This is a genomic window from Flagellimonas oceanensis, from assembly GCF_003992595.1.
Taxonomy (GTDB): domain Bacteria; phylum Bacteroidota; class Bacteroidia; order Flavobacteriales; family Flavobacteriaceae; genus Flagellimonas; species Flagellimonas oceanensis.
Genome location: NZ_RZNA01000045.1, coordinates 18,742 through 40,263, shown reverse-complemented (window position 1 = coordinate 40,263; position 21,522 = coordinate 18,742). Strand labels below are relative to the sequence as shown.

Sequence of the window (21,522 nt, the reverse complement as noted above, 5' to 3'; positions counted from 1 at the left end):
TTGGAATCCGGACAGTACCTAGACCCTGTTCACAGAGGTCGAATCAAATGCGAGCAAGGATGACAAAGAGGGTTATGGCCTTAAAAAGCGATATTATGGAAAAGCGGTTGAAAAACATAAAAGAGCGTAAGCAGACTCTTTCAACATTTGTGTCCACCCAACCAAACACATTTAACCCGAAATGCTGCTCATTACCTTTTTCTGACGAATACGAACTCAACAGAGTAGGTAAGTATTGAGAATGGACAAACTCAGAACTTACTGTACTCGATAATCTGGTGTTCAGCTTTTCCTTTCAATTCCGCTTGTCCCGTGTTGGGGAGTGTCACGATATGGAAATGCTATCCCTGCCCCGCCCTTTGGACCGTGGCGGGCTGTACTTGGATAAAGAAAAATTACAACAATCCTTTAGGATAGATGCCCTCGGACCCATCACTTTGCGTGGAGGTAACGCATCTGTACCAAGGCATTTGCCATCTGGAACGGCTGCGCCCCGTTGCGGCAAATCCAAAGGATATGTAAGGCACTTTAGTATCTAGCTTACCACTTGGGCGCTTTTTTTGCTGTTTTTGAACTCACTGGGGCTCAAGCCATATTTCTCCTTAAAGATCTTGGAAAAATAACTCCTACTTGTAAACCCAATGGAGTAGACCACTTCGGATATGTTCATTTCGGTAGTGGCTATGTAATCGCGGGCCAGCTCCAATCGGGCATGGCGTATGTATTCCGTTACCGTTTTGTTGTACAGCAATTTGAACCCTTCCTGTAGCTTGGCTTGGGTCAAACCTGTTTCTGCCGAAATCTCTTCCAAAGAAAAATCCTTGGCGATGTTCTTCTCTATTTTTTTGGCATACTTGCGAATGGCCTTCAACTCCCGTTTCAGCAAACTCGTCTGCGGGCGTTTGTTCTGCACCTCCTTGTTGTGCTGTATCATGTGCATGGAAAGTATCTGGTACACGTAGCCTTCGATCATCATAATGCGTACCATGCCCTTGGCCTTGATCTTCTTCATGTCTCCCATGACCTCGGCAATCTTAAGATTGTAGGACCCGTAGTAGGCAAACACCTTTTCGTGGTCGGTATCCAAAAACACCTTGTATAGCTGCTTGTTGAGTTCCTCGCCTTGATTCAATCTTTTGCGCAAGAAAGGTTTTCTCCGTACTTGGATCACGGTCTGGCTTATTTTTACATCCTTGGGGAAATAGCGATCCGTGACGCCCCCATCGCGATTCGTTAGGATTACGGACTGGAATTGCTCCATGATCTGGATCTTGTCCTCCGGCTGGTAGCCGAACTTATGGCCACAATACCCCTCCAGACAGTAGTAAAAGCTAATTGGGTTAAAATTAGAGGTGTCCACCTCGATCAACACCTCATCAAAAAAGGTAATGTCCAGCTCCAACAGGCTTACGCCCCAGTCAAAAGTGATAAAACGGATGCTTCCATTGGCCTTGTCGTTGGAAACATTCAAAGTGTGCTGCCCCCATCTTTCCTCTATTTCGCCTCCTATTACATTTTTTATCTGCTCTACCGATTCCGCGGTATCCTGAGCTTCCACACTTATTTTGATCATTAATAACCCTCCTTGATGATTTGTTTAATTACTTGGTCCAAACCCTTAAAGATAGTATTTGTTTGCCCGTTGGACAATTCTAAGCCCCACCTTTACCATGCCTTTGGCAAAAAAATGAAAAGCAACACGATTAAATTGGTTTGAGTCAACCTTTTCGGATGTTTTCCACTTACTTGTAGTCAAGAATCAAAAAGACTATGATTTACAAACTTTCAAATGAAGCTAGCAAAGAAGAGATTGAAAAGGAGTTTGAAATTCCCTTTAAATACCCAAATTTATATCGACCCAATCCCGTGATCAATGGTTTTCACGAGACCAATCTGAGCGTGGTGACCATGGAAAACCAAAAAGAGATCAGTTTGGCCATTTGGGGTCTGATGCCTCAAGATTTCAAAGAGGATTGGCAGATCTTTCAGGACAATGCCAACACCTTGAACGTGCAGTTGGAAGAACTGGAAAGCATAGCTTGGATGAAGGAATCGTTTAAACAGCGTCGCTGCTTGATCATTGTCACAGGTTTTTACACCCACGTACTGGAAAATGGCAATACCAGCAGCTACCACATCTATCAGGCTTCCAAAAAGCCATTTTACATTGCCGGCACCTACAACATGCTGGACGATGGTTTCCTTTGCACGGCAATAACCGTAGGGCAAACGGATAAGTTCATCTCAAGTTACCATAATATAAGCAACAGGGCCCCTGTAATCGTTCCAAAAGAACAGGCTTCGGATTGGCTCAACAAAAGTACTTCCATCAACGAATTGCAGCAGATGGTACAGCAACCCAAAAAGATACAACTGGAAGCCAAGCGAATGGCCAACGGGTTCTTTTCACAGAACCAAGGTGCCGACCGCAGATTAAATTCGTTGTTGACAGGGTTTCAATCCCAATAGTGAACCGATGCAGCGCTCATCCGGGATATTCGCAGCTATATTATCCTTTTGAGTCAATATATGATCTGAAAACGGCAAGCTTCAACAAGAAAGTGAGCGACATTTGTAATGTACTGATTAAGAGATAATCGGACACTAACTTAAAACACTACTATTATGTTACGTTGGACAGTCATCTTTATAATTTTGGCAGTCATTGCGGGTATATTTGGATTTGGAGGAATAGCCGCAGGAGCAGCAAGTATCGCTAAAATACTTTTCTTCATATTCATTGTACTATTTATCATTTCATTGATAACCGGAAGAAAAAAATTATAGAACACCTACATACTAAATAAAAGAATCATTAACCTAAAAACAGAGAACCCATGAGAAAGTCAATAAGCTTATTTACCATATTTTGTGCAATGGCACTTACACTAAGTGTGACCAGTTGCAGAGAAACAAAAGAAGACAAGGCCGAAGAAGCCATTGAAGAAGTTGAAGACGCTGCGGAAGATGTCGGAGAAGGTATTGAAGATACCGCCGAAGACGTTGGAGATGGCGTGGAAGATGCGGCCGAAGAAGTCGAAGACGAAGTAGAGGATGCCACAGACGACAATCCTCAATAAGATAACCATTGACAAACACCCAAAAAACTCTGGCGCCAATTGCCAGAGTTTTTTTATTGCCTTCCTGTAAATTCAACCCTAAAGGGTTGAGATACCAATATTCGTTCTTACCTTAGAAGATGTAAACACACCATTTTTTTGAAGACCCTCTTTACCATACTGTATATTTTGACCTCCGTGTGGGCCATCGGAGCCATCATCTATCACGGAAGAAGGCCTTCGCGGTCCATTAGTTGGGCATTGGCCATCATTACCCTGCCCATATTGGGGGCCGTACTCTATTATCTTTTTGGTATGAACAGGAGAAAATTCAAGTTCTTCAATACCAAAGAGTTTGAAAAAAGAAACCAATACACCCACCCTAAAATCTCCGCCCAAGAAAAATTCTGGACCCATTTTGATGACGATATCCGGAAAGAAAGGCTCAACCGATTGATCAAGGCCAGTTCCGACACCACGGCAAAATCGGGCAATAAAGTGACCGCCCTCCAAGATGGTGGAGAGACCTTCAACGTACTCTTCAAAGCCATGGAGGAAGCTGAAAAATTCATCCATGTACAATACTACATTTTGGAAAGGGGCAACCTCTTGGACAAAATGCTGGAACTTTTTGAGCGCAAAATAAAAGAAGGTGTGGAAATCCGAATCCTCTACGATTCATTGGGAAGCTACAAACTGCGCGGACAGCCCCGAAAAGAATTTCAGGATGTTGGAGTGAAAATTTATCCCATAATGCCCATTCGGCTCAAAAACCTTTTGTTCTCCCTGAATTTCAGGAACCATCGCAAGATTGTGATCATCGACAACAAGGTGGCCTTTACGGGAGGGGTCAATGTTTCCGACAAGTACATAAAGCGTAAAAATGGCCTCGGCAAATGGAAAGATGTCCACTTGAGATTGGAAGGCCCCATTGTCAACGACCTGCACTTGGTCTTCTTAAAGGATTACTTTTTTGCAAGCAACAAGGAAGATTTCCATATATCCGATTACCTCACGGAACAAACCGCAAAGGGAGACGTTGATGCACAAGTTGTAGCGGGAGGCCCCGATTCCAAACACCCTACCATCATGCAGCAATACATTGGCATGATGAACCAGGCCAAACGAAGCATTCGTATTGCCAATCCCTATTTTGTGCCCGGCGAAGCGTTTTTACAAAGTTTGAAGATCACAGCGCTCGAAGGCGTGGAGATAAGCCTACTGGTGCCTAAAAAATCAGATTCCAAAGCCGCCAAGTTCGCCATGTTCTCGCATTTTGAGGAATTGTTGCAGGTAGGTGTCAAAATTTACCTGCGTGACGATTTTGCCCATAGCAAGATCATGATCGTGGATGATGACCTGGTTTCCATTGGCTCTGGGAATTTTGACATTAGGAGTTTTGAGCTCAACTACGAGACCAATGTTTTGATGTACAACAAAGCCATCAATACGGATATGACCGAAGAGTTCGATAAAATTTGTGAAAAATCGGACCCCATGACCTTGGAACGCTATGAAAACAGAACGATTTGGCTGCGCTTTTTGGAAGGCCTGTTCAAGTTTTTGAAGCCGTTGATCTAGGCGCAAGCTCCATCTTGTATTTGCATCAATCATTATTTTTATTGAGACAAGCCAAGCCTGCCACAGGGCTATCTTTGTATCAAAATAAAACAATGATGAAAAACATAATTTTAATTCTATTTTTAATCGGAGCAACAACCATGAGTGCCCAGAGCATATCAAAGAACGCATTGGGTATAAGAGTAGGTGATAACGATGGATTTGGAGGTGAGATTTCATATCAACGTTATCTTCACGAAAACAACAGACTGGAATTTGACCTTGGTTGGAGAGATTCCGATAATGTAGAGGCCTTTAAACTCGTAGGTTTGTACCAATGGGTAATGCCGATTGACGGAGGCTTTCACTGGTACGTAGGTGCCGGTGGTGGAGTAGGTTCTTTTGATGCCGGTGAAAACGACGGGGCCTTTGCGCTTGTAGCTGGTGATATAGGTATTGAATATGACTTTGATATTCCATTGTTGATTTCGCTGGATATGAGACCCGAAATTGGTTTCAACGATAATTACTCAGACGATTTGGATTTGGATATCGCCCTGGGACTACGGTACCAGTTCTAAACAACATATAATCACAAGTAAAAGGGCAAATTAAAATTTGCCCTTTTTTTAACCCTTTAATTTTGAAAAGAAAACTAAAACTACTTTTTCTAACCATCATAGCTGTATTTTTAGTTGCTATTATTTTGAAAGAACCCAAAACCACAATACCAAAAAGCATAGAAGAAGAGGTGGACATTGCCCTAGGGCATTTTCCAGAACTCGAGGGCATCCCTATTGAATTCAAGTTCAAAAAGAACATCAAAAAGTCAGTGATGCAGGCCCAACCCACGTGGAGCGGACTGGTGAAACCCAGAAACAAGCGCAGCTACGTGATTCTGATCAGTGAAAAGTTTAAAATATCCGGAGCGGAATTTAAAACCGTGGATGTACCCCGAGATGTATTGATTGGTTGGATAGGCCATGAACTTGGCCATGTGATGGACTACCAAAACCGTGGTAATCTCAACATGATGGGATTTGGAATCAGATATGTACTTTTTAAGGAATTCGTGAAAAAGGCGGAACGTGCTGCCGACTCCTTTGCGGTATCCCGTGGCATGTCCGATTATATTTTGAAGACCAAACGGTTTATACTCAACCATTCGAAAATCGATGATACGTACAAAGCCCGAATCAAACAATATTACCTATCTCCTGATGAGATCATGGAAATGGTTAAAGAACAGGATTCCCTAAAAGACAATGGCCTGTTATGAGTGCTGGGACACAAATTCTTCCCATTCCTCAAAGCGTTCTTCGCCCATAACCCGCTCCATCTTAACTTGACCTCCTTTTTTCTTGTTGGCCCCGTTCCAATCCGCGAACATTTGTTGGGATACAAAATTGACCTTTACCCCTTCCAAAGCTTTGCTTCTGGCCACCTTGTAGTTTTTATTGGCCTCTTTTAGATAACTATCCAGGACATTTGCTGTTTTTTCTTCATCCAATTGGCTATCGGAACCCAGATACCACGTATGGTAGAAACCATCATCAAAACGCTTGGCACAAAGTGTATATTCAGGCACTTTTATGTTCAGCTCCTCTTCCAAATGCTTTACGGCATCGTTCAATTTGTTTACTGAAAGTTGGGACCCCACCGTGTTCAAGAAAAACTTGGTTCGTCCCGTAATTTTGGTTTCAGCCCGTTCCACATCGGTAAAAGCAATGGTATCGCCAATAATATATCTCCAAGCTCCGGATACCGTTGAAATAATCAGAACATAATCAACATCCTCCTTGACCTCATTTAAAGTTATGGAAGGTGCATCATCCGTCAACGACCCATCTTGATTCACGTATTGTGGCTCAAACGGTACAAACTCAAAGTAAATACCATTGTCAGTAATCAGTTTCATCGCAGTGGTCTCCGGCCTATTTTGACAGGCAAAAAAGCCTTCGGAGGCCAAATACGTGTCAATAATCTGAATGGGATGGTCCAATAGGGCATTGAAACTCTTCTCGTAGGGATCAAATGCCACCCCACCGGAAGTATAGGCTTGCAGATTGGGCCATATCTCGTGAATGTTGTCGACATTATGATAGTCGATAACTTTTTTCAGCATAAGCTCCATCCAAGAAGGGATGCCGCTCAAAGCACCAATATCCCAGTTTTTGGCATTTTTTGCTATGGACAGTACACGCTCGTCCCAATCATCGATTTTAGCGATTTGATTGCCCGGTTTGTAATATTTTTTAAACCAAAACGGAATGTTACTGGCACTGATTCCACTGATTTCGCCCTCCTTTTTCCCATCACGTTCCTGAAGATTTGTGGAACTTCCCAACATCATAATTTCCTTTTCGAAAAAATCGGCGGGCATATCAAAATTACTCATGGCAAATACCTGTTGCCGTCCCGCCCTTGTTATAGAGTCCAACATATCCGATGTAACGGGAATCCGTTTGGATTTTTTACCCGTGGTTCCAGAGGACAATGCAAAAAAATCGGGACTACCGGGCCAAGCCACATCGGGCTCGCCCTCTATGGTCTTGCTCCACCATTCTTCGGTTATCTTTTTGTAATCGTGATAGGGTATGGCTTCGGAAAATGCTTTTGTAACATCATCGGATTCGAGGATGGAAACAAAGTCGTAGTGCTTCCCAAATTGGGTGTCCTTGGCCTTTTCCAGAAGTTCTTCCAAGACCTTCTGCTGCTCTTCTACGGGGCTTGTTTCTTTGCTCAAGGCCTCTCTGGCCTCAATGACTCCTTTGATGATATTTCCGATTATTGCCATATTGAGTAATTTGTTTATGTAAAATTACCCATATCCCACAATCGGGATTTACTCAATCCATTTTTAGATTGACTTAAATGATCTTAAACGTTGACAGCTGTGAGAAAAGGGGAGGATACCTTGGAGTTTTCCTTGGTTTTGGGCTGTTCCAAATTGTTGGAGATTTTGGAAAAAAGAGGCTCCGGGGTTTCTTGATGGACGGATACATGGCCGTTTGACGGATTTATCTCCATAACCACCAAAGAAAGGTAATCCATGAGGTGCTCTGCCTCATTTATGAGTATCTTTACCACCTGAAGTCGGACAGCATACTCCAAGTTGATGCTTCGCTCATGATTCAATGGGTTTTTTCCTCCTAAATTTTTCCAGATGATTTGCACGTCCTATTTTTAAACAAAAATAGCTTAAATAATATTTATTTTACAATTAAGTTACGTTAATTTAACATTGAGTATCGCGTTCCACACCTTAATTACCCTTCTCAAACCTTTTGGTAAAGTCAGGTAATCAATCTGTTAACCATGAAATCGATTTTTATTTAGATTTCTCTAGCACTTTATCCTTACGACTTCTTAATGTTTTCATAAATATGAAAATCAAATGGTTCCATAGGCAGAAAATATCAAACTAACTCTTATATTTAGCCGATTACGAATAATTTTAAAAATAAAAAATGACCCACGAGTTACTAGAAAAGGCGGAAGAGTTTGAAAAAAGGCCAATGAGCCACATGTCCACCAGCGATAGGGTTAAGGCCTCAAGGGAAGCTAAAAGTTTGATACTTTCCATTAATGAGATTTATAAAAAAACCAAGGATTCCAAATTAATGGAAACCATGAAGAACATTACCGCTAAAAAGCGAAAGATTGAAAAACGACTTAAAGGTTCTCCTTTGGTTTAATTTCTATAATGACATATCCTTTATGGAAGGGTGTTGGTTCTTTCATAACTCCCGACACCCCTCCAAAAACCTTTCAATCCCCATTTCCACAAAATCACAAGTGCTTGTTATACAGCGAATAATGTATTATTTGCCCATTCTTTGATTTACCAAAACAAGGCTTTTCCCATTTACATAGCATTTACGACCAATTATGTCCTAATTATTGCAACCAATAAAAATCTGGCTTGCCCAAAGGTGTCATTTAGGTAATTTAGGGGTGTAAGTTATAACTCAACTAAATAACAAACACTCAGAAAAATGAACACTATAGAAGCAAAGCTAGGATACCTATTTTGGTACGTTGTAATTGCACTATCCGTTTACTCTCTTTTAAGCAGCATTTATCTATATATTAGTTAGCTATACTAAACACTAACGCATCAATTTAGAAACACCCATAGTTACAAATGTGTCTTAATAGGGCTCCTGGTCAGGCGCCCTTTTTTAAATCCACTCCATTCTTGGCAGCAATACTTCCTTTTTATGATGTGAACTTTCCACATTCAACAACACCTCATCCAAAAAAGCAATGGCCTCGTTAATGTGCGGGCCTTTGTTCAACATTACGCATTCCGCTTGGACTGAGGAAGTGATATCGGTGATCTCCGATCGGGACGGCATCCCTTTTTTTGCCAATCCTTCCAAAACTTGGGTAGCCCACACCACAGGAATATGGGCGGCACTGCAAAAAGACAAAATCCCTTCCTGCACCATACCCATATTTTTCCACCCTACCTCAAGTGCCAAATCGCCACGGGCAATCATAACGCCCAAGTGTTTGCGTTGCATGGCCGTAATGAGAATATTGATTAAATTTTTATAGGCCAGATTGGTCTCTATTTTTAAGATGACCCCTAAATCTTCATCCGCTCCAAGCTTTTTCAATTCCAATAAGAGGTCGTTCACATCATTTGCATCATTTACATAAGAATAATTGACGATGTCCGCGTGTTGCACCACAAATTTTAGGTCCTCCCTATCCTTTGTCGTAAGTCCTGAAATACCCAAATCCAACGTAGGTAGGTTAATCCCTTTTTCTCCCTTGAGCTTAGTACCTCCTGGCTGGGATCGTGTAATTTTCACTTGAAAGGAATCTGAGCTTGTATCGATGATTTCCCCCTCAATTTTACCATCATCGAATAAAATGGGAGCCCCTTTCTCCACTCGGCCGATTATCTGAGGCGGCACACAACCGATCCTGGCCGGTTTCACTAGAAATCCTTTTTTATCATATACAGGATGGGCAGCATCATTTCCCTTACAGGAAACAATAAGGTAATCCCCCTTGTTCAAAAGGATAAAAGGCTTTCTTTTCTTTTTGGAGCCACTTTTTCCCTTTTTGTGGATTTCCAAAGGAATCTTTCCGGTTCTTACTTTGGACCCTGCCAAATCCATCGCTACCTTGACCGTAGTGGAACACTCATTTGCCGCCCTTCTCACATTTTCAATGATGGCCTCCCAAACCTCTGGATCATCGTGGGCGCAATTGACCCTGGCGCAGTCCATACCACTCCTTACCATATCCAAAACCATGTCGTAATCGGTGGCAGCTTCCGTGGGCTGCGTAACCATGATCCTGACTCTTCGTGTTTTATCATTATCGCCAAAAAGTTCGTCGGTATGCTTTTTCAATAGTTCGGAACCTTCTCCAATGGACAAAAATCCATCCCTCTTCAAATCAGGGGCGCCCCCAAGTAAACTATGCAGGATGATTTTCAGATTGATCAAACTTCCCAAAATGTTTCCCTCAGCATTGGCCAAACGGGTCAAGCCCAATTGTTTCAACCCTTTTTGCATCTTTCTGGCATCAAAACTTCGGAAAGCGGTATAGTGCATCAGGTTTTTGGCACTTTCCCTGTAGATAGCACACACATCCTGCAACAAAATGTTCTCATTCACATCTTGTTGTTGAATTGAATAAACGACTTCATCAATCTGCAAAGCCATTTTTTGCAGCTGTTCCCGTGTAATGCCCATACCCTAAATTTTATGACAAAGGTCATTAGGAAACCGTTCTCAAAAACTGATATTGGTCAGAGCTGATTTATTTCTATGGATTTTGTTGTGATTTACCACAAAATCAGACTGTAAAACACAATTTTTTCACACAAAAAATGTTTGATAATATTATTGGATGTATTTTCTTACAACGTTGAGAATTGCATGAAAAAGCAAAATGTTCATTGTTTTGAACTGATGAGTTGGAAAAGTATTATCAATAAGTCCCCGAATTAGATACTTAAGATGCCGTTGACACCCTCAAAGAGAGAACTCATATTTCCACTGGCCATATTTTCGGCCCTTATTGCCATTGTTTTCATTTTATGGAACAATTCCCTGAACACCCAGAAATCAAACTACGTCAGGGAACTACAGAATACAGGTAGTCTGAGAGCAAAGGAGTTTTTCTCCTTGGTAAAGCACAACATCAAATCCTTAGAAAACCTCAAACAACGGATTGAAATGACCAATGGGTCTTACTTTGGACATTGGGAAAAGGATGCTGGTCTTATTTTGGAACAAAATGCATCGTTTAGGTTTGTGGAATGGCTGGATAGCTCAATGGTCATTAAAAAAGTAACCCCTCTAGAGGGGAACAGGGCGGCCATTGGGATAAATCTTACCAAACATCCGAGATATCCCGAATGGAGAAACCATGTATTGGATTCTACCACCAACATCTCACCGTGGACCAAACTGTACCAAGGAGGCAGCGCCTTTTTAGTTGATGCTCCAGTCTATTTCGACGGTGCTTTCAAAGGCTCGGTCACAGCGGGTATGGATTTTACCGTACCCTTTAATGAATTGGTAGCTGACCTGGACAAATATGCAATTCAAGTGGAGGATGAAAAGGGGACCATATTTTACTCTAAAAACAATCCCAAGGCAAGTGAGATCGGAAAAGAATATATTTTTACCACCACTTTTGAAGTAGACACACTCGATGGCCAAAAGTGGAAATTCTCCTTAATGCCGGCACATTTTGACTTCTTGGCAGAAAGAAAGCAGTCCACCTACATTTATCTCGCATTTGGACTTTTGCTCTCTTTGCTTACCAGCTCCCTGATATATTTCTACATATCGTCCAGAAAGAAAAACAGACACTTGCACGATGCCAACCTAAAACTGAAAGACCTCAACACATCTTTGAAAAAGGAACAGTTGAGAGCGGAAAAGGCTTCCAGGTCAAAAACCGAGTTCATCTCCAATATGAGCCACGAGATAAGGACTCCGCTGAATGCCATTATTGGATTTATTGAGGTTTTAAAACTTTCGGAAATACAAAATTCACTACAAGAATATCTGTCATTGATGGATATTTCCTCCAAAAAGTTGCTCCTTTTGGTAAACGATATCCTTGAGATCGACAAGATAGAGTCCGGCAAAACAACCTTTAGAAAAGATGTTTTCTCCCCGCTGGAAGAACTTAAGAACATTATTAGGATTTATCGGCGAACTGCTGAAGAAAAAGGCCTTTATATTGACTTGGACCAAACAGGGCAGAACCAAATTGAAGCTGTTGGGGATATTGGCAAATACGGCCAAGTAATCACCAACATTTTACGGAACTCCTTGAAATTCACTGAAAAAGGAGGGATAACCATCTCCTATGAAGAACGTATTGTGGAGAATGATCTTTCCATCACAATTTTCATAAAAGATTCTGGCATAGGTATTCCAAAAGATAAACTAAAGACCATTTTTGACCGATTTACCCAAGTGGAAGTTGGGAAAGCCAAACGCCATGAAGGTAGCGGACTGGGATTGTACATTACTTATAAACTGGTAGAACTACTCGGAGGAAAAATCGATGTAACCAGTCAAGAGAATGTAGGCACCGAGTTCAAGTTGTCCCTAAAGTTCCCTGTTTCGGATAGTGACAGCACAACCAAAAGCGTGGGGCAAGAATCGATTGACCTAAGTGGCTGTAGGGTTTTGATTGTCGATGACAATCGAGTAAATGTAATGGTACTAAAAAAGACCCTCGAAAATCTGGGCGTACATTCCGATTCGGTCTCCAACGGAATTGAGGCCATCGAAGCCGTTAAAAAGAATGACTATCATTTGGTCTTCATGGATATCCACATGCCGAAAATGGATGGTTTGAGAGCTACTAAAAAAATCAGAAAGTTCAATAAGACCATTGGAATCATAGGCCTGTCGGCAGATGTAACAAAGGAGGCCATTGACGAAGCCAAGGGTGTTGGCATGAACGATTACTTAACCAAACCCATCTCTTTTGACAAGCTTCGAAAGCACCTGCCCAGTTACCTCATTAAAATATCGTAAAGCTTCCTCCAATTTAGACTTTCCCATACCAAAAAGTCGATGTTTGGCCATGTAGAAAATCATTATGGTAGTATATTTGGGTAGATGAACAAAAGATGACCCAATAGCAAGTAAGTATTGGATTGTCTTGTTGACCAACACGGTATAAGTGTTCGTTACCAAAACAACGCAATTGAGCAAAGACCTACTTTTAATCCTTACCCGTAACCCAGAACTTGGTAAATGCAAGACCCGTTTGGCGGCCAAAGTGGGAGACCGAGCAGCGTTGGATATTTATAAGTTTTTGTTGGATAAAACAGTATCGTTCACAGAGGATTTAAAGGTTGAAAAATGGGTCTATTATTCCGAAGAGATTTGGAAAGATGACATTTGGGACAACAACATATATCAAAAAAAACTTCAAGTCGGAAATGATTTGGGCAAACGAATGATGAATGCGTTCAACGAAGGGTTCCAAGCAGGTTTTGAGCAAATTATCATCATTGGTAGTGACATGTACCATCTGAACCAATCGGATTTGGAAGAAGCTTTTTCCAAATTCAAAAACCAAAACTTTGTTGTGGGACCTGCAGAAGATGGTGGATTTTACCTCTTGGGAATGAAATCCTTAAAAAAGGAATTGTTCCAGAACAAGGAATGGGGAACCAATACTGTCCTAGATGATACCTTATCCGACTTAAAAGACGAAAAAGTTGCCCTTTTGGAAGAAAGAAACGATGTCGATTATTACGAGGACATCAAAGATATTGAGGCCTTTGGGCCATTTTTAAAACATATAAAGGAATGACGAAAAAACAGATAGCAGAATCCGTTGAATATCTTAAAAAGCGAGGTTTTGAAACTCCTGAAATCGGTATTGTGCTCGGTACAGGGCTTGGCCAATTGGTGGATAATATTGAAGACCCCATCGAAGCCCATTACAACCATATTCCATATTTCCCTTTGGCCACAGTGGAGTTTCATACAGGTAAATTGATCTACGGTACCATTGAAGGAAAAAAAGCCGTGGTCATGCAAGGACGTTTTCATTTGTATGAAGGATACGATTTTATTGATATTACCTATCCCATACGTGTGATGCATCAATTGGGCATTAAAAAATTATTTGTCTCCAATGCTGCGGGAGCCATTAATCTTGATTTCAAAAAAGGGGACATTATGTTGATTGAAGACCACATCAACCTGCAGGGCGGATCGCCTTTGGCCTTTAAGAATGTGGCGGAATTCGGGGATAGGTTTGTGGATATGAGCGAACCCTACGACCCAGAAATGCGCCAAAAAGTGGAAGCCATAGCTTCTCGAGAAAATATTTCCCTAAAAAAAGGAGTGTATGCCTCCGTCGTGGGCCCTCAACTGGAGACCAAGGCGGAATATCGAATGCTCAAGATCATGGGTGCCGATGCCGTTGGAATGAGTACGGTTCCTGAAGTAATTGTTGCCAATCATTTACGACTACCTATTGTAGCGGTATCCGTTTTGACCGATGAATGCGACCCAGATAACCTTGAACCCGTTGAAGTCCAAGAGATTTTGAGGGTTGCAGGACAAGCGGAACCCAAAATGATTAAACTATTCAAAGAACTGATCAAAGAACTATGAGCTATTTAGATGCCACCCAAGACCTATACAAAGATGCTGCACTGACCCCAGATGTTGGGCTTTGCTGTACTACCAATCCCATTTGGCAATTCCCAGGGCTGTCCATCCCCAAAATCATGCAGGAGATGAACTATGGTTGCGGGAGCACGGTATCCGCACAGGATTTGGTAAACAATCCCAAGATTCTCTACGTAGGCGTCGGCGGTGGAATGGAACTATTGCAATTCTCTTATTTTTCCAGACAAAAAGCAGGGGTTGTCGGTGTGGATTCCGTAGACGAAATGCTGGAGGCCTCCCGAAAAAATTTCAAAATAGCAGAAGAAGAAAACGATTGGTTCAGCAGTGAGTTTGTCAACTTGGTAAAGGGAGATGCCCTCAACCTTCCCGTTGCCGATGAAAGTATTGATGTAGCTGCCCAAAACTGTCTCTTCAATATTTTTAAAATAGACGACCTTAAAAAAGCGGTTTCCGAAATGTACCGTGTTTTAAAGCCCCACGGAAGATTGGTAATGAGCGACCCCATTTGTGAACAACCCATGAGTGATGAGCTCCGCAACGATGATAGACTGAGGGCACAGTGCCTAAGTGGTAGCATTCCACTAAAGGATTACGTTAAAGTATTGACCGATGCAGGTTTCGGCACCATTGAAATTAGAGGGAAAAGATCATACAGGGTGTTATCGCCGAACCATTATCCCACAAACGAGCTCATTCATATAGAATCCATTGAAATAGCTGCCATAAAAGACCCGATGCCCGAAGACGGGCCCTGCGTTTTTACTGGGAAAACAGCCATCTATTTTGGTAATGAGCCTTATTTTGATGATAAAAAAGGTCACGTGCTACAACAAAACCAACCCTTGGCAGTATGTGATAAAACAGCGGCAGCTTTGGCAAGCGCTTCGGATGAAATCTATATAAGTGAAAGTACCTACCACTACAATGGTGGTGGATGTTGCTAACAGATTATTTGGCAAGAGCTTCCTTGGAGGATTCATAATCCAAAAGAATTCCCTCGGAAATCCATTTGGCCAGAGCCTGTCGGTTATCAGGATCCAAGATCCTACGTTGGTCTTTTTTGTTTCTGATATTGCCAATTTCAATATAGGCCATAGCAGGAAGCGTGTTTTTAACCACATACAAACTGCTACGTTCCATAAACGTACCATTGTACAATCGGTTAGGCTGGAATTTTTTGTATTTCCTGAAGAAGGTCTGATGAATGCTTTCCGCCAGCCTTTTTCCGTTGGTGCTTTTTTCGTGATGATAAAAGAACACATCGATATTGGTGCCTTCGCCCCTACTGTCCACATGGGTGACCAATAGGCGTTGGTATTTTCCTGAATTCTTCACATACAGGTCATTCACGGCTTTGGTGCGTTGTTTTAAGCGCTCCAATTGACCCAAGGGAATAGTGTTTGAAAATACGGTTTCATCGGTATCCAATTCCAATACTTTACTGTCCCTGATACCGTCGTTGGCGTCTTGAACAATGATATGCACCTCTGCCCCATGTGATATGAGCTCACGAGCCAATCGAAGGGTCACATCATAGGCATATTCATCCTCCGCAATCAATTTACCGCGGTACTTCTCCACAGCCCCTGGGTCGGGGCCACCATGCCCTGAAATCAAATAATAGACCGTATTGTCCAAGCGCTTGCTGGCTGCATCGACTTTTTTGAAATCATCTCCAAAAATGGAATAGGTAATTCCTTCTTCTACCACTTCAACTCTTTTTGCCACCAAAGTATCTGGCAAAATGTATTGCTTACCTAAAATCAAAGATTCATCTTCTCCCAAATCCTCTTGGTTCATTTCCACAAAATCATTGTAGTACTTCGTAGGGCTGACACCATGCCTTCTCAACAGGGTATAGATTCCGTCCCCCTCTTGTGCCATTACTTTGGGGTACTCTTCTTGAGCCCAGACCGTAACCTGAACCAAAGACAAAACACTCGACAATACGATAAACCGGAAAGATTTCATTTAATTATCAAATTCTAAATCAACATAATCATTAATGATGCCATTACTGATTAGATTGGCAAATTCCTTTTTGTTTGGTTTGAGTGATATCTTACTTTTTGAAGTGTTCTTCGTACTCTCAATGGTCAGTAAACTGATAGCGGGAAGAATGTTCCGAGCCAAATAAAGGCTGTTCATATCCTCAAAAATCAGACTGGCTTCGTCAATAGTGGTATTGGAAATACTGTTCTCCTTGAACACATGCTGTATATTCTCCGCGAAGCGCTGACCTTGGGCGCTTTTGTTATAATGGTAAACGGCTACGTCCATATTGCCTGACCCTGATACATTTTCAGCCCTGATGAACAGCACTCGTTGGTATTTGCCCGTGTTCTGTATGTATCTCTTGTTGATGACCTTGATATAATCTCCCATGGCATTCTCGGTCGATTCGCTTTCAGCCCCCAAATCTTCCATGATCTCATCCCCTACTACATATACTTGGGCACCATTCATCATCAATTCTGCAGCAATACGTTGTGAAACATCCTTTACAAAACTCTTATCAGTTTCAGAACTGTTTTCGGCAATCAGATAATACACAGCATCCTTAAGGCGGTCGCTCTTTAAAGACATCTGCCCAAGTTCTTTATCAAAAATAGGAGCTTCGGCATCTTTTACCGCTTCTACCAAAACCCCTTTCTTTTTAAAGGAATCGTCAGCATAGGGTATTTTGTATTTCTCGCCCAATTTTAAGGCGGTTCCTTCCTTTATTTTATCTGAATTGAGCTCTAAAAATTCTCCGTAGTGTTTGGCAGGGTCTAATCCTTGTTTGCGAAGCAGGGAAAATATGCCATCTCCTTGCTCAGCAACCACATGGTAGTACTCGACCTCCTGCCCCAAAAGGAATGCAAAGGCCCCTACCCAAAAAAGAAGGGTCAATCGTAATTTCATTACTGTATGTTTTGGGTGGGATGTGCTACAAATATGGGGAAAAAACACTAAGGTTGGTTACGATTTAGGATAAAAATTCCCACAAAACATTTAATACCCTTTAAGACTTGATTTGCGGACTTGGGCATATTGTCTTCGAATTACGGATTCTGCAGGCTTGTTCTGTGGTGTAAAACGATTGTCCTCATTGCCCCCGACGCTATCGTGCTGCATAAACCACTTCCAAACAAATCCTCCAGCAAACCAATCCTCGTTCCAAAACTCTTCAAAAAGCACTTGGGTGGCCCGAGCTTGGGCTTCAAGGTTTACATTTTCTTGATTACGGTCCACCAACCATGGTTTCTTGCCCGTAAAATCCATGCTTCGGTATCCAAACTCTGTAAACAAAATGGGCCTTTCAACTTGTTCTGCAAGTTCCCGCATTTTGGTTTTCCAAGGCTGCCAACCTTCGGTAAGTGTCTCAACAGTGGGATTTTCCCTTTCACACAATGGGAAATAAGCGTTTACTCCGATATAATCCAACTCCTCCCAAAATGGTGTTTTTGCATACTCGTCCCAATTGGCCGCATAAGTGATTTTTCCCGTATAGGCAGTCCTCACTTTTTGAATCAAATCGTTCCAAAATTCAGGTCGCTCGTCAACGAAGGTTTTAAGCTCCGTACCAATACAAAAAATATCGCTTTGGGTCTCTTCGGCCAGTCCTGCATAGAGTAGAATAAATTCTTCATAGGAGGCCTCCAGCTTTTTCCAATCTTCCTCGGAAGGCATTTTCATATTGCCGGTAAATTGACCATCAAAAATCCAAATTTGAGGTTTTACCATCACGCTTACCCCGTTTTGATGCAGCTTTTCGATATACTGCTTCGCACCTTCCCTTCGCTCCCCGAACCATTGTCTATCCGTATTGAAGACCAATTCCGGGGAATCCAAATCACGAATAAACCCAAAGGGCATAATGGCGGCATAGTTGGCCTGTACATCGAGAACCGGGTCAATATGATGTTGGGCCACTTCCTCTCTGGACGAGACAAAACTGACACCATTGACCTTGTCAAACTTGCTACTGGCACAAGAGGCCAAAACAAGCACCCATAAAAAAATCAGCTTCTTCATAATGATGATAAACCCTTCTAAAATAATAATTTTAAAACAGCTATAAGCTGCTAAATTCTTATTAATTTTCATTTCACTGTTAAGTTCTTTCTGCAAAACTCGACACATAAAACAATCAAACCCGACCCATGGAACACATTGTCATCATCGGAAATGGAATTGCAGGCGTTACCGCTGCAAGGCACATTCGAAAGCTTTCCGATAAAAAAATCACTATTGTTTCCGCAGAATCCGAATATTTTTTCTCCCGAACGGCTTTGATGTATGTGTACATGGGCCATATGAAGTTTGAGCACACCCAACCCTATGAAAACCATTTCTGGAAAAAGAACAGAATCGATTTGATTAAAGGGCATGTAACCAAGGTTAATACTCGAGATAAACTGCTACACATTGATGGCGTACCAAACCTACATTACGACAAACTGATTATTGCCACGGGATCAAAACCCAACAAATTCGGATGGCCAGGACAGGATTTGGATGGCGTTCAAGGGCTTTATTCCAAGCAGGACCTGGAACTATTGCAACAAAACGCCCCTAATAACAACATATGTAAACGAGCTGTCATCATTGGTGGTGGGCTTATCGGCATTGAACTGGCCGAGATGCTCCGAACCCGGGATATTCCCGTAACCTTTTTGGTTCGTGAAGATAGCTTCTGGAACAGCGTTTTGCCTTCTGGAGAATCGGAAATGATCAATGAACATATTCGGGAACATCATATTGATTTGCGCTTGGGCACTTCTCTAAAGGAGATCAATTCTGATGTTAAGGGAAAGGTTAAATCCGTAACCTTGGCCGAAACAGGAGAAGAAATTGAATGTAATTTGGTTGGATTGACCGCCGGCGTTACCCCAAATATTGATTTTCTCAAAGATTCGGGCATTGAGTTGGGCCGTGGTGTAAAAGTGAACCGGTTTTTGGAAACCAACGTTGAAGACGTATATGCCATTGGCGACTGCGCCGAACAGCGCGAAGCCATTGGAAACCGACGCCCCATTGAAGCTGTTTGGTACACGGGACGAATGATGGGCGAAACCCTGGCCCAAACCATCTGCGGCCACCGAATGGAATATAAACCGGGCCATTGGTTCAACTCTGCCAAATTCTTGGACATTGAGTATCAAACCTATGGTTGGGTGTTTTCGGAAAGAAGGAAAAAAGAAAACGAGGCCCACTTCCATTGGAGGCACACCAAAGAAAAACTGTGCATTACCATTGCATTTGACAAGGATTCCGAAACGCTATTGGGTATCAATACCTTTGGCATACGTTTGCGGCACGAAGTGTTCGATAGATGGCTGAGTGAAAAAACAACTATTGATTTTGTGATGGAACATCTTAGGGATGCCAATTTTGACCCCGAGTTTTATAAAAATTTTGAATCTCAAATTGTTTCCAAATACAATTCCGATTTTGGAAAGTCGATCAACCTAAAAAAGAAAAACCTAAAACGCATCTTCCAACTGAGTTGATTGGTTTATGGTTCAGGGTTAACGGTTTATTAAAGAGTTTAAATTGCACAAAAGACCGAAGAGGTCATGTCCGATTGAAAAATATCAGAACAAAGTAACAACAAACAATGAACAGTCAAACATATCATAAAAGTATGGCCCTAACGGGCGAACCACCAAAGAGTTTGAGCATAGGTCAAAAACTTGCGGTTCTTTTGGGATTATCCGGACTGGGAATTTTGATTTTGGCCGCTTTTAATGTCAATTTCCCGAACAAGACCTTGTGGATGACCTTGTCCTTATCGGCCATCAGTATTGGAACCATTTGGTTTTCTTGGGATGCCTATTCCCAAAAAATTCCAGGGATTAAAAATGATGGCGTTTGGTTCAAGTCCATTTCCAGTCGAGGATTATGGGGCTGGGTGTTAGGTTTGGTCCTCACAGGATTCTATATTGTACTTTATTTTTATCCGGAATATATCGGACTGGTCAGCGAAGGTGACAATAAGGGTGTTATTGGCCTTTTTGACCCCCTCAGTAAATTTTTGAGTGGTAACCCTGCCAGTCAATGGTTCGTTTACGGGACTCTTTACACGGTTGCTATTTTAGTTTTTGGTATCAAGTTCCTTTGGAAATTCCGTCATAACCGTTACGAAAGATTGCGAACATGGAGCGTGATGTTTTTCCAATTGGCCTTTGCCTTCATTATCCCAGAATTGATGGCCCGCTTGAACGGCGATAAAATTTTGGACGGGGGAAGTTTACCTTATTACGACCTCAAAAATATTTGGCCCCTCAACTATTACAATTTTGAGGGGTATCGCATTAAAGCCTTTTTAAGTTCAGGAGAAATTGGTTTTGCCCTATTGATTTTTGGTATCCTTTCCATTTTTGTGATAACCCCCATCCTTACCTATAAATACGGTAAAAGATGGTATTGCTCCTGGGTTTGTGGCTGTGGTGGATTGGCGGAAACCGCTGGGGATTCCTTTAGGCAGTTGAGCGACAAATCCACCTTTGCCTGGAAAGTGGAGCGTTGGGTAGTGCACAGCGTTGTCGTATTTGTGACCTTGATGACCACTGCTGTCATCTATTCCTATTTAGGTACGGACACCAGCAAATATTGGTTGACGAAGAGCACTTTCTTAATTGGCGTAGCCGTGTTACTTACCTTAGTTTTTGGATGGGCCATGATCTTCAAGAGAGACCAGCTTCAAAAAGATGCGCAGTACGGGGCCATCGGTTACTTTGTAATCATCATTGCCCTGATCGGATTTCACTTTTTTAGCGGCGAAGGGGAAGTCTTTCTGTTCAAATCGGGAACGCTTCGTAAATCGTACTCCTTCTTGATCGGAAGTATCTTTTCGGGAGTTATCGGAACGGGCTTCTACCCCATTTTCGGTAGTAGGGTCTGGTGCAGGTTTGGTTGCCCCATGGCCGCCATTCTCGGTTTTCAACAAAAACTGTTCTCCCGATTCAGGATCACCACCAACGGCGGACAATGCATCTCTTGCGGGAACTGTTCCACCTATTGCGAGATGGGTATCGATGTTCGGGCCTATGCCCAAAAAGGCGAGAACATTGTACGGGCCAGTTGCGTAGGCTGTGGCATTTGCTCGGCGGTATGTCCACGAGGCGTGCTCAAATTGGAAAACGGGCCTTTGGAAGGTAGAATAGACAGCAACCAAGTACTTTTAGGAAACGACGTAGATCTATTGACGCTTGTCAACAAAAAGTAGACGGACTTTCTTTTATCAACATTCCCCTCGGATATCCGTGGAA

21 protein-coding genes are annotated in these 21,522 nt (G+C 42.2%); 14 read left to right on the top strand and 7 right to left on the bottom strand.

All coding sequences use genetic code 11. The features are described 5' to 3' along the window. Positions 1–278 precede the first annotated feature (278 nt). Positions 279–539: a hypothetical protein gene (locus EO132_RS12635; protein WP_127138210.1), complete on the top strand. Its 261-nt coding sequence runs from the start codon at positions 279–281 to the stop codon at positions 537–539. On the opposite strand, the gene EO132_RS12630 is transcribed toward EO132_RS12635, so the two are convergent. After that, positions 536–1,573 carry a helix-turn-helix domain-containing protein gene (locus EO132_RS12630; protein WP_127138209.1) on the bottom strand — a complete coding sequence of 346 codons (1,038 nt, stop codon included), beginning with the start codon at positions 1,571–1,573 and terminating at the stop codon, positions 536–538. The two genes, EO132_RS12635 and EO132_RS12630, sit on opposite strands and share 4 nt — an antisense overlap. Positions 1,574–1,770: 197 nt before the next feature. On the opposite strand from EO132_RS12630, the gene EO132_RS12625 reads away from it, so the two are divergent. The 6 genes from EO132_RS12625 (at position 1,771) to EO132_RS12600 (ending at position 5,898) form a co-directional block, all read left to right on the top strand. Beyond that, positions 1,771–2,469 carry an SOS response-associated peptidase family protein gene (locus EO132_RS12625; RefSeq protein ID WP_127138208.1) on the top strand — a complete coding sequence of 233 codons (699 nt, stop codon included), beginning with the start codon at positions 1,771–1,773 and terminating at the stop codon, positions 2,467–2,469. Positions 2,470–2,625: 156 nt separating this feature from the next. Continuing rightward, on the top strand, positions 2,626–2,787 hold the full coding sequence (locus EO132_RS12620; protein ID WP_127138207.1) for a DUF1328 family protein: 162 nt from the start codon (positions 2,626–2,628) through the stop codon (positions 2,785–2,787). 89 nt (positions 2,788–2,876) lie between these two features. Continuing rightward, on the top strand, positions 2,877–3,080 hold the full coding sequence (locus EO132_RS12615; protein WP_235856454.1) for a hypothetical protein: 204 nt from the start codon (positions 2,877–2,879) through the stop codon (positions 3,078–3,080). A 138-nt stretch (positions 3,081–3,218) separates the two neighbouring features. Beyond that, on the top strand, positions 3,219–4,640 hold the full coding sequence (gene cls / locus EO132_RS12610) for a cardiolipin synthase (protein ID WP_127138205.1): 1,422 nt from the start codon (positions 3,219–3,221) through the stop codon (positions 4,638–4,640). Between the two features lie 95 nt (positions 4,641–4,735). Further along, positions 4,736–5,200 carry a hypothetical protein gene (locus tag EO132_RS12605; protein ID WP_205780363.1) on the top strand — a complete coding sequence of 155 codons (465 nt, stop codon included), beginning with the start codon at positions 4,736–4,738 and terminating at the stop codon, positions 5,198–5,200. A 62-nt stretch (positions 5,201–5,262) separates the two neighbouring features. Next, positions 5,263–5,898 (top strand): hypothetical protein, encoded by a 636-nt coding sequence (locus tag EO132_RS12600; RefSeq protein WP_127138203.1) that lies wholly within the window; start codon positions 5,263–5,265, stop codon positions 5,896–5,898. Here EO132_RS12600 and EO132_RS12595 read toward each other — a convergent pair. Beyond that, positions 5,893–7,416, bottom strand: coding sequence for a GH3 family acyl-acid amido synthetase (locus EO132_RS12595; protein WP_127138202.1), 1,524 nt, complete (start codon positions 7,414–7,416; stop codon positions 5,893–5,895). The two genes, EO132_RS12600 and EO132_RS12595, sit on opposite strands and share 6 nt — an antisense overlap. A gap of 83 nt (positions 7,417–7,499) precedes the next feature. Next, a complete protein-coding gene (locus EO132_RS12590; protein WP_127138201.1) occupies positions 7,500–7,796 on the bottom strand; it encodes a hypothetical protein in 297 nt (98 codons plus the stop codon). Positions 7,797–8,089: 293 nt separating this feature from the next. Between EO132_RS12590 and EO132_RS12585 the strand changes: the two genes are divergently transcribed. Then, the gene (locus tag EO132_RS12585) at positions 8,090–8,317 is read left to right on the top strand and encodes a hypothetical protein (RefSeq protein ID WP_014032240.1); all 228 of its coding nucleotides are present in this window, start codon (positions 8,090–8,092) and stop codon (positions 8,315–8,317) included. A 486-nt stretch (positions 8,318–8,803) separates the two neighbouring features. On the opposite strand, the gene EO132_RS12580 is transcribed toward EO132_RS12585, so the two are convergent. After that, positions 8,804–10,336, bottom strand: a complete 1,533-nt coding sequence (locus tag EO132_RS12580) for a pyruvate kinase (protein ID WP_127138200.1) — start codon at positions 10,334–10,336, stop codon at positions 8,804–8,806. Between the two features lie 267 nt (positions 10,337–10,603). Here EO132_RS12580 and EO132_RS12575 point away from each other — a divergent pair, with 267 nt between their 5' ends. The 4 genes from EO132_RS12575 (at position 10,604) to arsM (ending at position 15,210) form a co-directional block, all read left to right on the top strand. Then, positions 10,604–12,649: a response regulator gene (locus EO132_RS12575; RefSeq protein ID WP_127138199.1), complete on the top strand. Its 2,046-nt coding sequence runs from the start codon at positions 10,604–10,606 to the stop codon at positions 12,647–12,649. Positions 12,650–12,821: 172 nt separating this feature from the next. After that, positions 12,822–13,436: a TIGR04282 family arsenosugar biosynthesis glycosyltransferase gene (locus EO132_RS12570; RefSeq protein WP_127138198.1), complete on the top strand. Its 615-nt coding sequence runs from the start codon at positions 12,822–12,824 to the stop codon at positions 13,434–13,436. Next, a complete protein-coding gene (locus EO132_RS12565; protein ID WP_127138197.1) occupies positions 13,433–14,248 on the top strand; it encodes a purine-nucleoside phosphorylase in 816 nt (271 codons plus the stop codon). The genes EO132_RS12570 and EO132_RS12565 overlap by 4 nt, the downstream gene beginning before the upstream one ends. Beyond that, positions 14,245–15,210, top strand: a complete 966-nt coding sequence (arsM, locus tag EO132_RS12560; RefSeq protein WP_127138196.1) for an arsenosugar biosynthesis arsenite methyltransferase ArsM — start codon at positions 14,245–14,247, stop codon at positions 15,208–15,210. The genes EO132_RS12565 and arsM overlap by 4 nt, the downstream gene beginning before the upstream one ends. A 4-nt stretch (positions 15,211–15,214) precedes the next feature. Here arsM and EO132_RS12555 read toward each other — a convergent pair whose 3' ends face one another. From EO132_RS12555 to EO132_RS12545, 3 genes are all read right to left on the bottom strand, one after another. Beyond that, on the bottom strand, positions 15,215–16,237 hold the full coding sequence (locus EO132_RS12555) for an N-acetylmuramoyl-L-alanine amidase family protein (RefSeq protein ID WP_127138195.1): 1,023 nt from the start codon (positions 16,235–16,237) through the stop codon (positions 15,215–15,217). After that, entirely contained in the window at positions 16,238–17,170 is a 933-nt protein-coding gene (locus EO132_RS12550; protein ID WP_127138194.1) for an N-acetylmuramoyl-L-alanine amidase, read from the bottom strand. Between the two features lie 90 nt (positions 17,171–17,260). Next, positions 17,261–18,283, bottom strand: a complete 1,023-nt coding sequence (locus EO132_RS12545) for a glycoside hydrolase family 113 (RefSeq protein ID WP_127138193.1) — start codon at positions 18,281–18,283, stop codon at positions 17,261–17,263. 128 nt (positions 18,284–18,411) lie between these two features. Between EO132_RS12545 and EO132_RS12540 the strand changes: the two genes are divergently transcribed. Further along, positions 18,412–19,761, top strand: coding sequence for an NAD(P)/FAD-dependent oxidoreductase (locus tag EO132_RS12540; protein ID WP_127138192.1), 1,350 nt, complete (start codon positions 18,412–18,414; stop codon positions 19,759–19,761). Between the two features lie 107 nt (positions 19,762–19,868). Next, a complete protein-coding gene (locus tag EO132_RS12535) occupies positions 19,869–21,479 on the top strand; it encodes a 4Fe-4S binding protein (RefSeq protein WP_127138191.1) in 1,611 nt (536 codons plus the stop codon). Positions 21,480–21,522: the final 43 nt, after the last annotated feature.

What these genes read in the sequence shown, in the direction of transcription:
- EO132_RS12535 (WP_127138191.1), top strand. Translation starts at nt 19,869, where the DNA reads ATGAACAGTCAAACATATCATAAAAGTATGGCCCTAACGGGCGAACCA.
- EO132_RS12550 (WP_127138194.1), bottom strand. Translation starts at nt 17,170, where the DNA reads ATGAAATTACGATTGACCCTTCTTTTTTGGGTAGGGGCCTTTGCATTC.
- EO132_RS12595 (WP_127138202.1), bottom strand. Translation starts at nt 7,416, where the DNA reads ATGGCAATAATCGGAAATATCATCAAAGGAGTCATTGAGGCCAGAGAG.
- EO132_RS12540 (WP_127138192.1), top strand. Translation starts at nt 18,412, where the DNA reads ATGGAACACATTGTCATCATCGGAAATGGAATTGCAGGCGTTACCGCT.
- EO132_RS12605 (WP_205780363.1), top strand. Translation starts at nt 4,736, where the DNA reads ATGAAAAACATAATTTTAATTCTATTTTTAATCGGAGCAACAACCATG.
- EO132_RS12625 (WP_127138208.1), top strand. Translation starts at nt 1,771, where the DNA reads ATGATTTACAAACTTTCAAATGAAGCTAGCAAAGAAGAGATTGAAAAG.
- EO132_RS12615 (WP_235856454.1), top strand. Translation starts at nt 2,877, where the DNA reads ATGGCACTTACACTAAGTGTGACCAGTTGCAGAGAAACAAAAGAAGAC.
- EO132_RS12580 (WP_127138200.1), bottom strand. Translation starts at nt 10,336, where the DNA reads ATGGGCATTACACGGGAACAGCTGCAAAAAATGGCTTTGCAGATTGAT.
- EO132_RS12545 (WP_127138193.1), bottom strand. Translation starts at nt 18,283, where the DNA reads ATGAAGAAGCTGATTTTTTTATGGGTGCTTGTTTTGGCCTCTTGTGCC.
- EO132_RS12630 (WP_127138209.1), bottom strand. Translation starts at nt 1,573, where the DNA reads ATGATCAAAATAAGTGTGGAAGCTCAGGATACCGCGGAATCGGTAGAG.
- EO132_RS12585 (WP_014032240.1), top strand. Translation starts at nt 8,090, where the DNA reads ATGACCCACGAGTTACTAGAAAAGGCGGAAGAGTTTGAAAAAAGGCCA.
- EO132_RS12565 (WP_127138197.1), top strand. Translation starts at nt 13,433, where the DNA reads ATGACGAAAAAACAGATAGCAGAATCCGTTGAATATCTTAAAAAGCGA.
- EO132_RS12575 (WP_127138199.1), top strand. Translation starts at nt 10,604, where the DNA reads ATGCCGTTGACACCCTCAAAGAGAGAACTCATATTTCCACTGGCCATA.
- EO132_RS12555 (WP_127138195.1), bottom strand. Translation starts at nt 16,237, where the DNA reads ATGAAATCTTTCCGGTTTATCGTATTGTCGAGTGTTTTGTCTTTGGTT.
- EO132_RS12620 (WP_127138207.1), top strand. Translation starts at nt 2,626, where the DNA reads ATGTTACGTTGGACAGTCATCTTTATAATTTTGGCAGTCATTGCGGGT.
- arsM (WP_127138196.1), top strand. Translation starts at nt 14,245, where the DNA reads ATGAGCTATTTAGATGCCACCCAAGACCTATACAAAGATGCTGCACTG.